Source organism: Actinoplanes sp. NPDC026623 (genome assembly GCF_040638275.1).
GTDB lineage: Bacteria > Actinomycetota > Actinomycetes > Mycobacteriales > Micromonosporaceae > Actinoplanes.
The window spans coordinates 1-13,474 of the sequence record NZ_JBEZXZ010000004.1 but is presented as its reverse complement, the minus strand read 5'-3'; the positions used below and the strand labels follow the sequence as shown (position 1 = coordinate 13,474).

The 13,474-nt window shown below is 72.4% G+C and carries 10 protein-coding genes; 1 reads left to right on the top strand and 9 read right to left on the bottom strand.

From position 1 onward, the window contains the following. Positions 1-4: 4 nt before the first annotated feature. Positions 5-1,366, bottom strand: a complete 1,362-nt coding sequence (locus AB0F10_RS01955; RefSeq protein ID WP_360619926.1) for an MFS transporter — start codon at positions 1,364-1,366, stop codon at positions 5-7. 77 nt (positions 1,367-1,443) lie between these two features. Between AB0F10_RS01955 and AB0F10_RS01950 the strand changes: the two genes are divergently transcribed. Further along, entirely contained in the window at positions 1,444-1,764 is a 321-nt protein-coding gene (locus AB0F10_RS01950) for a hypothetical protein (protein ID WP_360619925.1), read from the top strand. Here AB0F10_RS01950 and AB0F10_RS01945 read toward each other — a convergent pair. The 8 genes from AB0F10_RS01945 to AB0F10_RS01910 form a co-directional block, all read right to left on the bottom strand. Beyond that, complete coding sequence (locus AB0F10_RS01945; RefSeq protein WP_360619924.1) at positions 1,705-4,806, bottom strand: PAS domain S-box protein; 3,102 nt, start codon at positions 4,804-4,806, stop codon at positions 1,705-1,707. The genes AB0F10_RS01950 and AB0F10_RS01945 overlap by 60 nt on opposite strands. 95 nt (positions 4,807-4,901) lie before the next feature. Beyond that, positions 4,902-5,570, bottom strand: coding sequence for a hypothetical protein (locus AB0F10_RS01940; RefSeq protein WP_360619923.1), 669 nt, complete (start codon positions 5,568-5,570; stop codon positions 4,902-4,904). 2 nt (positions 5,571-5,572) lie between these two features. Beyond that, complete coding sequence (locus tag AB0F10_RS01935) at positions 5,573-6,505, bottom strand: AAA family ATPase (RefSeq protein WP_360619922.1); 933 nt, start codon at positions 6,503-6,505, stop codon at positions 5,573-5,575. A 111-nt stretch (positions 6,506-6,616) separates the two neighbouring features. Continuing rightward, on the bottom strand, positions 6,617-7,555 hold the full coding sequence (locus AB0F10_RS01930; protein WP_360620027.1) for a site-specific tyrosine recombinase XerD: 939 nt from the start codon (positions 7,553-7,555) through the stop codon (positions 6,617-6,619). After that, positions 7,552-8,667 (bottom strand): alanine dehydrogenase, encoded by a 1,116-nt coding sequence (gene ald / locus AB0F10_RS01925; RefSeq protein WP_360620026.1) that lies wholly within the window; start codon positions 8,665-8,667, stop codon positions 7,552-7,554. Before ald ends, AB0F10_RS01930 begins: the two co-directional genes overlap by 4 nt. Positions 8,668-8,872: 205 nt before the next feature. After that, the gene (locus AB0F10_RS01920; RefSeq protein WP_360619921.1) at positions 8,873-9,469 is read right to left on the bottom strand and encodes an NUDIX hydrolase; all 597 of its coding nucleotides are present in this window, start codon (positions 9,467-9,469) and stop codon (positions 8,873-8,875) included. Next, positions 9,466-11,184 (bottom strand): CTP synthase, encoded by a 1,719-nt coding sequence (locus AB0F10_RS01915; RefSeq protein WP_360619920.1) that lies wholly within the window; start codon positions 11,182-11,184, stop codon positions 9,466-9,468. Before AB0F10_RS01915 ends, AB0F10_RS01920 begins: the two co-directional genes overlap by 4 nt. Positions 11,185-11,324: 140 nt before the next feature. Then, on the bottom strand, positions 11,325-13,474 hold a 2,150-nt coding region (locus AB0F10_RS01910; protein WP_360619919.1), incomplete at its 5' end, for a hypothetical protein.

Sequence of the window (13,474 nt, the reverse complement as noted above, 5' to 3'; positions counted from 1 at the left end):
GCGATCACGTCGCCAGGTCCGGCTCCGGGATCGGGCCGTCCGCATACCGCCGGCTCAGCCGCCGGTACGGGCCGCTGCGCAGCGCCAGCACCGTGGCGGCGAAGCCGATGACGCCGGTCAGCACGAACACGAGCGCGAGCCCCCGGTCGGCGCCGGTGCCGAACCAGCCGCCGATCGCCCGGGCACCCGCGCCGCCCTCGGACATGAACGGGATGAACACGAACTGGGCAATCGGCGCGATCAGGAACGCGGTCAGCGGCGAGGCCGCCTGCTCGACGCTCTGCGCGAAGCCGAAGACCCGGCCCTGCCGCTCGTAGGGCACCACCTTCTGCAGGATCGTCTGCTCGGCGGCCTCCGCGTACGGCACGAACAGCGAGTACACGTACATGCCGGCGGCGAGCAGGAGAATGGACGAGCGCAGCGCGAACAGCATGGTGACGCTCCACAGCACCAGGTTGACGACGAGCAGCAGCCAGACCGGGTTGCGGCCCAGCCCGGTCCGGGCGATGAGCAGCCCGCCGACGATGAAGCCGGTGCTCAGCACCCCCCAGAGCAGGCCCCACGCCTGCACCGACACCAGCGACAACCCGTACGCGTCCATCAGCGCCATGAACACGCCGCCGAGGAAGTTGTTGAACGCCGAGAAGAGGATCAGGGCGCTCAGGCCGGGCACCTCGCCGATCACCCGGATGGTGCCCCGCACGTCGACAGTGCGTTTCGGGGCGGGCTCGCCGGCGAGGGCCGGGTCCGGCGCGGCCGCCCGCTCCGGCACCGCGACGAGGGCCAGGTGCGCCACCGCGACGGCGAGCACCACCAGCGCCAGGACCAGCACCCAGAACATGCCGCCGGCCGCCACCAGCACGCCGCTGATCACCGACGTCAGCAGGAACGACACCCCCGAGGTGGTGCCGACCAGCCCGTTGGCCCGGTCCCTGGTGTCCGGCTCGATCAGCACCGTCACCAGCGTCGGCAGCGCGATCGTGCGGATGTTGCCGACGATGACGCCGAACATCAGCAGCACGATGAACGCCCACAGGGCGGCGCTCGCCGGGTCGGCGAACGATCCGTGCGGGGCGGCCTGGTAGATCACGAAGGCGGCGGCGTAGAGCAGGAACGACGCGGCCGCCGACGCCTGCATCATCGTCTTCTTGGCGTGGTGGTCGACCAGGCTGCCGAACCAGATGCCGGTCAGCGCCGTCATCACCAGGAAGATTCCGGAGACGACACCGGTGGCGAAGACCGAGCGCGTCTGCAGGTAGACGTAGAAGGTGATCGCGAACCAGACGGTGTAGTTGATGACCGATACCAGCAGGGTGTTGACCAGTAGTTGGTAGAACGTCTTCCGGTTTCCGCGGACGATGCTCATGGCACAGACGGTATGGCCTCCACCCCGGTTGATGTCCAGGCGATCGGGGATCGGCGCCGGTCTGCGATCATGCCCTCATGACCACCGGACGGCGGCAGCGCTGGGATCCACTAGCCGCGAGCGCGGCCCTGCTCGCGGCGATCATGATCGGCGTCTACGCCGCGGTGCTGAGCCGGCAGGACGAGCAGCCCGCCGTCTGGTTCGTCGCCGCGCTGGCCGTGGCGGCGCTGCTCGCCGGCTACGGTGCGGCGCGGTCGGCGCGGCTCCGCCGCCCGGCCCTGTCGGTGGCCGGCTCGATGATGGTCGCGCTGGGCCTGCTCGGCATCCTGTCGATCGGCCTACCCATCCTCGGCGGTGGCGTGCTCGCCCTGGTCGCCGCCGTGCGCGCCGCCCGCTAGGGCGGGCGTCTCCGCGGCGCCGTGCCGCAGCCGCGCCCGCACCCCGTCGAGCAGGTCGCTGCGGGTGAACGGCTTCTCGATGATGCTGACGCCGGGCGGCAGGGTGCCGTTCTCGGTGAGCACCGGCTGGGCGTACCCGGACATGTAGAGCACCGGGATGCCGGGGCGCAGCGCGCTCACCCGGGCGGCGACCTCGTTGCCCATCATGTTGGGCATGATCACGTCGGTGAGCAGCAGGTGTATCGGATCCGGGTGGCTCTGGGCGAGGCGCAGCGCGCCGGCGCCGCCGTCGGCGACCAGCACGTGGTAGCCGGCGCGCCTGAGGATGCGCCCGGCCGCCTCGCGCAGCGCGGCCTCGTCCTCCACCAGCAGGATCGTCTCCCGCGGCGCCGTGGCCCGCTCGGCGGGCCGGTCGGCGGGCCGGTCGGCGGCGGCCGGGGCCCCGGTGCCGGCCTCGGCGTCGGTGGCGGGCAGCACCAGCGTGATCGTGGTGCCGATGCCATTCTCCGAGTAGAGGCGCACGTGGCCGCCGGCCGCCGCGCAGATGCCGTAGACGGTGGCCAGGCCGAGACCGGTGCCGGCGCCCTGCGGCTTGGTGGTGAAGAACGGCTCGAACGCGCGCTCGGCCACCTCGGGGGGCATGCCGGTGCCGGTGTCGCTGATCCTGATCCGCGCGTACCGTCCGGGTGCGAGGCCGGTGTCGGCGACCTCGTCCTCGTCGAGGCGGGTGTTGCTGGTGTCGATGGACAGCGTGCCGCCGGCCGGCATCGCGTCCCGGGCGTTCACCGCGAGGTTGAGCAGCACCTGCTCGACCTGGCTCGGGTCGACGCAGACCGGACAGAGATCCCGGTCGAGGTGGGTGATCAGGTGGATGTGCTCGCCGAGGGTGCGCCGCAGCATCTGCTCGACGTCGCCGACCACGTGGTTGAGGCTGACCACCTGCGCCTGGGTGATCTCGCGCCGGCCGAACGCCAGCAACTGCTTGGTCAGCCGGGTGGCGCGCTCGGTCGCCCTGCCGATCTGGGCCAGGTCGGTGCGGGCGGCGCTCAGCTCCTGCGGATCCGGTACGGGGTTGCCGAGCGTCTCGACGAGCAGCTCGGTGTAGCTGGCGATCACCGCCAGGATGTTGTTGAAGTCGTGCGCCACGCCGCCGGCGAGCTGGCCGAGGCTCTCCAGCCTGCGGGTGTGCTGCGTGCGGCGCTCCGCGGCGTCGCGTTCGGCCTGGGCGGCCAGGCGCTCCCGCTCGGCCTGCGCGTGGATCCGTTCCGTGACGTCGCGGACCGCGGCGGAGACGATCACGCCCTCCTCGGTCTCGAGGGCGGACAGGCTGATCTCGGCGGGGAACTCGCTGCCGTCCTTGCGGACCACGGCCAGGGCCAGGCCGACGCCCATGTCCCGTGGCCGAGGGTCGGCGAAGTAGTTTCTCCGCTGGCCGAGGTGCACGGCGCGGAACCGCTCGGGCACCAGGATGTCGACGGATCGCCCGAGCAGTTCGTCGCGCCGGTACCCGAAGAGCCGCTCGGCCTCCGCGTTGATCAGGACGATGCCGCCGTCGGCGGTGACCCCGATGATCCCGTACGGGGACGCCTCGAGCAGTCCGCGGAACATCGCCTCGGCGCGCCGGAGTTCGCTGATGTCGCGCACGATGCAGGCGATGCCCATCGGGCGGCCGGCGGCGTCGGTGATCAGCGACGAGGTCAGCGAGGCCAGGACCGGCGCGCCGGCCTTGGTCCGGTGCTCGACCTCCAGCTGCTCGACGCGCTCGCCGCGGGCCACCCGGTCCCGCAGCCGCCGCTCCTCGTCGCGGTGCCCGGGCGCCAGCAGCATGGCGTAGTCCCGGCCGATCGCCTCCTCGACGCGGTAGCCGTACAGCTCCTCGGCGCCGGCGTTCCAGCTGGTGATCACGCCGTCGAGGTCCTTGCTGAGGATCGCGTCGGCGGAGGACTCCACGATGACGGCGAGCCGCTGGCGCTCCTCGAGCACACCGGCCCGCTCGGCGAGGGCCGCCGCCTGGGCGCCCAGCTCGGCGAACATGGCGACGTCGTCGTCGGCGAACAGGGTGCGGTAGCGGTGCAGCAGCACCAGCGCCGCGCCGGGCACCGGCAGGGGCGCCGCGCTCACGAACCGGGTGCCGCTGCCGCGGGCCAGGTCCACCGCCACCTGGGGCGGGTCGGTCCAGCCGGCCAGCGCGTCGATGGTGATCCGGCTGGTCAGCAGCCGCGCGACGCCGTCGTCGCCGGGGTAGCGCCGCTCGCCGAGGCCGAGGTCCGGGTCGCCGACCGGGCGCACCAGGGAGTCCGGGCCGGGCAGCAACACCACCACCGCGTCGATGCCGAACACCCGGCGGGTGCCCTGGCAGTAGCGTTGCCAGATCTGCCGCGCCTGCGCGTCGGCGGGCGAGGCCAGCAGCTGCTGCATCACGGAGTAGGCCGCGCCCCGGGACCAGATGCGGCGCAGCCATCGCGGCGGCAGGAACGCGAGCACGTAGCTCAGCGCCGCGATCAGCATCACGGCCCGCGCGAGCACCGCGAAGCCGGGCCGGGAGCCCGCCAGCAGCAACGACGCACCGAGCACCGCGGTGGCCGCCGCGGCACACGACAACCGGATCCGGGCCGCCCCGCCGCGGTTACGGGCCTCGTGCGCCAGCAGCATCGCGGCGACGGCGTCGAACAGGAAGATCATGATCGCCACCGACCAGCCGGCCCGGTTGGGTAGCTCGGCCGGCCAGAAGATGATCTTTGCGGCGCCGACGATCCAGCCGGCCAGCGCGGCCCAGAGGACCCATGACGGCACCCTGCGCAGCCGGCTCACCAGCCGCAGGGTGAGATAGGGCTGAGCTATCACCAGGGCGACGAGCACCGCCACCACCGGCCCGGGCGGGACGCCCATGATCAGCCGAAGTCCGCCCACGATGAAGACCATCGACATCGAGGCGAAGATCAGCATGAGATCGCGCAGCAGGGGGTCGCGGCGGCGCAGGTAGGTCACCGACGTCCAGACGAGGACCGTCACGAAAAGCGCGGCGATCAACACGAGTGCCACCGGGTGCCCCACCCGATGATGATTCATCCGATGGCGGGCGTTCCGTGGCTAATCCGGAAAATGCATCCTGCATCAACCGGCCGGACTCGCGGGCGTCAGCCCCAGAGGAGCAGGAACGGCAGGCCGAGCACGTTGAGGATCGCCATCAGGATCGGGCCACCGAGCGGGAAGAAGCAGAAGATCAGCAGGATCAGCACGCCGAGGTTCTTGTCCTCGAACCACAGCCGCATCCACTGCATCCCCGGCCCCGGACTGCGCTGCGCCGACCACAGGATGCCGAAGCCGTCCAGCGGCGGGACGGGGATCAGCGCCAGCAGCCCGAAGCTCAGCAGCCCCACCGCCAGGCAGAGCAGCACCTGCTCCCCCACCGGCAGCGGGAGCCCGCGCAGCACGTCCGACAGGCCGATCACCGACAGCAGGTCGCGCGGGAACAGCACCACGTACGCCGCGAACAGGATCTGGGAGACCAGGATGCAGGCCAGCGGCCCGGCGGCGAAGACCGCCGCCGCCCGGCCCCGGCCCTGCCGGCGCGAGACCTCGTCGACCGAGACCACCTTGCCCCAGCCCATGCCACCGACCGCCGCCGCGACGGCGCCGAACGGGTCGATGTCCTCGCGCGGCCGCGGCGACACCGATTCCCGGCGGTCGCTCAGGTGCAGGGTGCGTGCCGTCATCCGGATCGCGAAGGACCGCAACAGCAGGCCGAGCAGGAAGGCGACGACCAGCGCGACGAACGCGATCGGTTCGCCGAGGGCGAACAGCAAAGTCAGCCCCGCTCCGCCTGCGCGGCGATGACCTCGCGGGCGAGCTGGCGGTAGTTGCGGGCGCCCGAGGACGCCGGGTCCAGGCTGGTGATCGGCGCGCCGGCCACCGTGGACTCCGGGAACTTCACCGTCTTGGTGATGACCGTCTGGTAGACCTTGTCGCCGAACGCCTCGACGACCCGCTGCAGCACCTGGCGGCAGTGGGTGGTGCGGCTGTCGTACATGGTCGCCAGGATGCCCTCGAGCTCCAGGTCGAAGTTGAGCCGCTCGCGCACCTTGTCGATCGTGTCGAGCAGCAGGGCCACGCCCCGCAGGCTGAAGAACTCGCACTCGAGCGGGATGAGCACGCCGTGCGCGATGGTCAGCGCGTTGATCGCCAGCAGGCCCAGCGAGGGCTGGCAGTCGATCAGGATGAAGTCGTATTCCTTGCGCACGGTGCGCAGCACCCGCGCCAGGGCCATCTCGCGGGCGACCTCGTTGACCAGCTGGATCTCGGCAGCGGACAGGTCGATGTTGGCCGGCAGCAGGTGCAGCCCGGCCACGTCCGTCTTGATGATGACGTCCTCGGCGATGACGTCGTCCTGCATCAGCAGGTTGTAGATGCTCAGGTCGAGGTTGTGCGGGTTGACGCCGAGGCCGACCGAGCAGGCGCCCTGCGGGTCGAAGTCGACGAGCAGCACCTTGCGGCCGTATTCGGCCAGGGCGGCGCCCAGGTTGATGGTCGTCGTGGTCTTGCCGACGCCACCCTTCTGGTTGGCGAGGGCGATGATCCGCGCCGGGCCGTGCCGATCGGTCGGCATCGGCTCGGGGATCGGCCTGCGCATCGTGTAGGCCGTCGGGTCGGCAGGGCCGAGATCGGCACCGAGATCCATGGAGCCCTGCTGGTCGCGCAGGGCTGAGGTCCACGCCTCCGCGCGGTCATGGTTCCCGCTCATTTCCCTGCCCCCTCTCGACCCGCAGCCGGAGCCGATGCCCGACTGTACGCCAAAGTGGCCGCCCCGCCGGGGTCAGCCGTTCGGCGTGTCGCGCCGACTCACGCACACCGTTCAACGAGCGCGCGGGTGGGAGGTCGCGTACACCTCCCGAAGTCGGTCCACTGTCACCAGGGTGTAGACCTGCGTGGTCGTCACCGAGGCGTGCCCGAGCAACTCCTGCACGACCCGCACGTCCGCGCCGCCGTCGAGCAGATGGGTCGCGTACGAGTGCCGCAATGTGTGTGGGGACACGGCGTGCGGGCCCTCGACGGGCAACCCGGCGGCCTCCGCGGCGCGGTGCAGGATCGTCCAGGCGCTCTGCCGCGAGAGCGGGCCGCCGCGCGCGTTGAGGAACACCGCGGGCGTGCCGCGCCCGGCGGCGACCAGCGCGGGCCGGGCCTGGACGAGGTAGGCCTCCAGGGCCTCCCGGGCGAAGCGGCCGACCGGCACGAACCGGGTCCGCCCGCCCTTGCCGTGCAGGGTGACCGTCGGCTCGTCGCCGAGGCTGAGGTCGTCGACGGCCAGCCCGACCGCCTCGGAGATCCGCGCGCCGGTGCCGTACAGGAATTCCAGCAGGGCCCGGTCGCGTGGCGCGGCGACGACGGCGAGCAGCCGGGCGACCTGGTCGACGTCGAGCGCCTTCGGCAGCCGCTTCGGCGGCGCCGGCGGTTTCACCTCGCGGCTCACGTCGTGCGCCACGAGGCCCTCGCGGGCCGCGAACCGGTGCAGGCCGCGGACGGCGCTCACCGCCCGCGCCGCCGACGCGGCCGACAGCGCGGGATGCCCGGGGCCGCCCTCGCGCAGGCGCGCGAGGTGTCCGGCGACCTCGGCCTCGGTGACCGCGGCGAGATCGCCGACGCCGGCCTCGGCCAGGGTCTCCAGGTAACGGTCCAGGTCGCGCCGGTACGAGGCAAGCGTGTTGTGGGACAGGCCGCGCTCCACCGTGAGGTGGTCGAGGTAGGTCCGCACGGCCCGCCGCAACGCCGGTGAACTGACCGCTGGTGGACTCAGCCGAGCACCTCGGCCAGGGTGTAGGCCCGCATGCCGTGCGCCTCGGCGACCGGGCCGTAGGTGACGTGCCCGGCGTGGGTGTTGAGGCCCAGGGCCAGCGCCGGGTCGGCCGTGACCGCGTCGCGCCAGCCCCGGTTCGCCAGCTCCAGCGCGTACGGCAGGGTTACGTTGGTCAGGGCGTACGTGCTGGTGTGCGGCACCGCGCCGGGCATGTTCGCGACGCAGTAGAACATCGACTCGTGCACCCGGTAGACCGGGTCCGCGTGCGTGGTCGGCCGCGAGTCCTCGAAGCAGCCACCCTGGTCGATGGCGATGTCGACGAGCACGCTGCCCGGCTTCATCCGCGAGACGAGGTCGTTGGAGATCAGGTTCGGCGCCTTCGCGCCGGGCACCAGAACCGCGCCGATCACCAGGTCGGCGTCGATGACGGCCTTCTCGATCTCGTACGCGTTCGACGCGATCGTCTGCAGGTGCCCGCGGTAGTCGGCGTCGGCCGCGCGGAGCCGGGCGATGTTCTTGTCCAGCACCAGCACCTCGGCCTGCATGCCGAGCGCGATCGCCGCCGCGTTCATGCCCGAGACGCCGGCGCCGATGACGACGACCTTGGCCTGGTAGACGCCGGGGACGCCGCCCATGAGCACGCCGCGGCCGCCGCCGGAGCGCATCAGATGGTAGGAGCCCACCTGCGGCGCGAGCCGCCCGGCGACCTCGGACATCGGGGCGAGCAGCGGCAGGCTGCGGTCGGGCAGCTCGACGGTCTCGTAGGCGATGCCGGTAACCTTGCGGTCGATGAGCGCGTCGGTGCACTCCTTCGACGCCGCGAGGTGCAGGTAGGTGAAGAGCACCTGGCCCTCACGCATCCGGCCGTACTCCTCGGCGATCGGCTCCTTGACCTTGAGGATCAGGTCGCCGGCGGCCCAGACGGCGTCGGGGCCCTCGAGGATCACGGCGCCCGCGGCGGCGAAGTCCGCGTCCGTGATCGAGGAGCCGGCACCCGCGCCGGCCTGCACGAAGACCTCGTGGCCGGCCCGGTTCAGCTCGAAGACCCCCGCGGGGGTGATCGCGACTCGGAACTCGTTGTTCTTGACTTCGCTAGGAATGCCGACCTTCACAGTCGACACCGTCCTTTCCGGGAGAGACGTCGATGGCTCATACCCGAGACGGGCTGCTTAGCAGAATACCGTCCCACCAAGTGGAAGATACTGCCGATGCGCCGCCCGAAGATCAAGAAGAGGGCCGCTGTCGGCAGTGTGGTCCAGAACACCCGGACGGCCGGCCGGACCGGCACGCCCGGGGTCCGGGCGTACCGGTCGTCGCTCAGATCGGCGGGGTGCCGGCCGGGCGCAGGGTCGCCCAGCCGTCGTCGCGGGCCCGGGCGGCGGCGAGCAGCCCGCCGGCCGCGGCCGCGTTGGTGATCTCGCCGCGCAGCACCATGGCGACGGCCTCGTCGAGGTCGCACCAGACGAGCTCGATGTCGGCCTCCTCGTCGTGGCGCTCGTGCAGCTCACCGGACGGCACCGCCGACAGCTCCCGGGCCAGGAAGATCCGGACCGTCTCGGCGCTGAACCCGGGCGAGGTGTGCAGGTCGATGAGCAGGTCGTAGCGGGCCGCGACGAGGTCGACCTCCTCGGCCAGCTCACGGGCGGCGGCGAGGACCAGGTCCTCGCCGTCCACGTCGCGCAGGCCCGCGGGCAGCTCCCAGATCTTGCGGCCGAGCGGGTGCCGGTACTGCCGGATCAGCGCGACCCGGCCGACGTCGTCCAGGGCGACGACCACCACGGCGTTCTTGTTGGTCACGACGTCGCGCCGGGCGGTGCCCCCGCCCGGCATCGTCACCTCGTCGGTGTGGACCGTGAAGATCGGCCCGGCGTAGCGCTGCGTACGCGAGACGGTCTCGTGGGAGAAGCTCGTCATGACGCGGCGACCGCCGCCTTGGCCGCGTGGTTCGGCTCGGCCACCTCGACCGGCAGCTCGTCCGCGGCCGCGTACGCGACGGCGGCCCTGACCAGGCCGTCGAAGAGCGGGTGCGGGCGGGTCGGGCGGCTCTTGAGCTCCGGGTGCGCCTGGGTGGCCACGAAGTACGGGTGGGTCTCGCGGTCCAGCTCGATGAACTCGACCAGCCGGCCGTCGGGCGAGGTGCCGGAGAAGATCAGGCCGGACTTGGCCAGCTTGTCGCGGTAGTCGTTGTTCACCTCGTAGCGGTGCCGGTGCCGCTCGGAGATCTCCGTCGCGCCGTAGACCTCAGCGACGATCGAACCGGCGCGCAGCACCGCCGGGTAGGCGCCCAGGCGCATCGTGCCGCCCATGTCGCCCTTGCCCGCGACGATGTCCTCCTGGTCGGCCATCGTGGAGATCACCGGGTAGGCGGCGGTCTCGTCGAACTCCAGCGAGTTGGCGCCCGCCAGGCCGGCCAGGTTGCGCGCCGCGTCGATGGTCATGCACTGCAGGCCGAGGCAGAGGCCGAGGATCGGGATGCCGTTCTCCCGGGCGTACCGGGAAGTGTTGACCTTGCCCTCGATGCCGCGGACGCCGAAGCCGCCGGGGATGACGATGCCGTCGACGCCCTTCAGGGCGTTCGCGGCGCCGGACAGGGTCGCGCAGTCGTCGCTCGGCACCCAGCGGATCTGGATCTTCACGGTGTTGCCGAACCCGGCCGCCCGGATCGCCTCGCTGACCGACAGGTACGCGTCCGGCAGGTCGACGTACTTGCCGACCAGCGCGATGGTGATCGTGCGCTTGGGGTGGTGCACCCGCTCCAGCAGGTCGTTCCAGGTGTGCCAGTTCACGTCGCGGAACGACAGGCCGAGGCGCCGCACCACGTACGCGTCCAGGCCCTCGTCGTGCAGCACCTTCGGGATGTCGTAGATGCTGGGCGCGTCCGGGCAGGCGATGACCGCCTCGACGTCCACGTCGCAGTAGAGCGCCAGCTTGTGCTTCATCTTCTCGGGGATCTCGCGGTCGCTGCGGCAGATCAGGGCGTCCGGCTGGATACCGATGTTGCGCAGCGCGGCCACCGAGTGCTGGGTCGGCTTGGTCTTCAGCTCACCCGACGGCGCGAGGTACGGCACCAGCGAGACGTGCAGGTAGAAGACGTGGTCCCGGCCGACCGCGTGGCGGACCTGGCGGATCGCCTCCAGGAACGGCAGCGACTCCATGTCGCCGACGGTGCCGCCGACCTCGGTGATCACCACGTCCGGGACCAGGCCGTTCTCGTCCGCGTCGGCCATCGCGAAGATCCGGCTCTTGATCTCGTTCGTGATGTGCGGGATGACCTGCACGGTGTCGCCGAGATACTCGCCGCGCCGCTCCCGGGCGATGACCGCCGAGTAGACCTGGCCGGTGGTGACGTTCGCCTTGCCGGACAGGTCACGGTCCAGGAAGCGCTCGTAGTGTCCGACGTCCAGGTCGGTCTCCGCGCCGTCCTCGGTAACGAAGACCTCGCCGTGCTGGAACGGATTCATCGTGCCCGGGTCGACGTTGAGGTAGGGGTCCAGCTTCTGCATGACCACCCGCAGTCCGCGCGCGGTCAGCAGATTGCCGAGGCTGGAGGCGGTGAGGCCCTTGCCCAGCGAGGAGGCGACGCCCCCGGTGACGAAGATGTGCCGGGTCTCGCGAACTGTTGCTGCCAAGGCCTGCTCCCGTGGTCGGTCAGATGCGATCGTGCAGACCGGCGCTCAACTCATTGTGTTGATCGCGCCATCCACGGGATTCCACGGTAACACCATCCCCGCCGGGCGAACGTCCGGGCTGCTCGCTACGCGTGTCGACGTCAGGCGCCCGGGACGGTCACGCCCTCCGAGTCGGATTTGTCCGCCGAATCGGGCGACCGCCGGCCCCGCCGCCCGGGCAGCGGCCGCATGGACAGGCCCGGGCCGCCGGGACCGTCGGTCCCGCCCTCGGGCCGGGTGCGGTCCGCCGCGTGCTCCAGCACCCGCAGCGTCGTCAGCACCGCCAGCGGAACGAACACCGCCCCCGCGGCGCCCGCGACGGCGAACGCCGCGCCGCCGAGCACCCCGGCGATCAACGTCGCCACCGCCGTGCCGGCCACCGCCGCGCGCAGCGCCGGGTGCAGGCCGAAGACCCGGTTGAGACCGCCCCAGGGCGAGAAACGGCAGAAGGTGAGCATCAGGATGCCGACGAGCGCCAGCAGCGTCAGCGGGCTGTCCAGGGCGTGTGCGTTGGAGGTCGCCGCGCGCTGGATCGCCGGGCCCGCGGTGCCGTCGCCGAGCGCGGTCAACGCCCGGCCCAGGCTGCCCTGCTCCTGCTCGGGCCGGCGCAGATCCAGCGCGGCGAAGCCGATCGTCACGGCCAGCCCGGCGAGGGCCGCCCAGGCGAAGCGCGGGAACGTCAGCCAGCCACCCGTGCTGATCGCGGCGGCCACGCACACCCCGGCGGTCACCGCGATCGCACCGACCGGGTCCGCGCCCAGGTACGGGCTGCCGACCATGACGACGCCGAAGCCGCCGATCACCACGACCACGACGGGACGCCACGGGCGGCGTACCTGCTGGGCCAGGCAGCCCGCGACGGCCAGGATGCCGGCGACGAAGACGCCGAGGCCGACGCTGCCCACGCCCGAGTAGCGGGCGCCCTCGATCGCCGAGTAGCCGGCGACGCCGTTGAGCTGCAGTTGCGCGCCGGTCAGCAGGTCGAAGCCGACCACCGCCGCGCAGGCGGCCGAGACCAGCCCCATCGGCCACAGGGTGCGCGGGTAGCGCGGCCCGAACCGCACGGCGGCGGTGCCGGCCGCGACCAGAAGGAACGTCAGCAGGGCGAAGACCAGCCCGGCCCGGGGCGCGCGCCACCACGGCGACGCGTCGGCGATCAGCGCGGCGGGGATGGCCAGGGCCGCGGCGATCAGCAGCACCTCGACGCTGAGCACCCGCCACCTCGGCGCGGCCGCCGGGCCGGTCGGCCCGGCATGCCGGCGCGCCCGGATCATCAACGGCACGACCAGCAGGAACACCGCCAGCTGCACGATGGCCAGCCCGGTGAAGAACATTCCGGCGATGCCGAGCTGGGCGCCCGCGCGCCGGTCCGCGTTGTGCACGCCGAGCACCGCGTCCGCCGGATCCGCGGGACGCCCGGGCGCCCGGAACGCGCTGTGCCCGCTGAACAGCCCCTCCGGCGCCGGGCGGCCGAGCGAGGTGAGCACGGTCGGCGCGAGGTCGACGAGCTGCAGGTAGCCGTCGCGGCCGGTGCCGGCGGAGGTCAGCCAGCCGCCCTGCCAGCCCGGCCCCTCGGCGATCGCCACGTGCAGCCGCGAGGTGGTGTCGGTGTCCGAGACCCCCGCGACCATCACCACCGAACGCTCGGGACGGGCGGCGACCACCCGGGCCAGCGTCGCGTCGGCCTGCGCGACCAGCGACTGCCGCGCCGCCCCGGTGCCGGTGATGGTGCCGAGGTCGACCACGCTGAGCACGCACTGCGACAGCAGGACCCGCGGGTCGTCCGGCAGCGTCTCCGCGTAGCGGTCGACGCGGCCGAACGGGCGTGCCGCCGCGATCGCCGCGCCCGGCCCGACCGCGACCGTGCACCGCAGCGACTCGGCCAGCGCGCCCGGCACCGCGCCGTACGGCTGCTTGTCCTGGTTTTCGCGCACCACGCCGCTGAGCTGCGACAGGTTCGCGCCGATGCCGTCCGGTTGCTCCAGGGCGGGCGTCGCCGGCGGGCACTTCCCGTCGACGTCGTCGTCCTTCCAGATCGCGTGGTTTCCGGCGCCGAGAGTGAGCCAGCCGTCCGAGGGGCAGGTCGTGTGGTGCGCCGAGCGCACCGAGAGCCAGCCGATCGAGCCGCGGGTCGCCTCGGCCCACAGGGCGGGCGTGCGCTGCGGGTCGAGGTCGTCCCAGCGCAGGCCGGCCGCGCCGGCGATGACGACGTAGTCCGCGGTGTCCTGCGCCGCGCCCGTGGCGGGGCGCA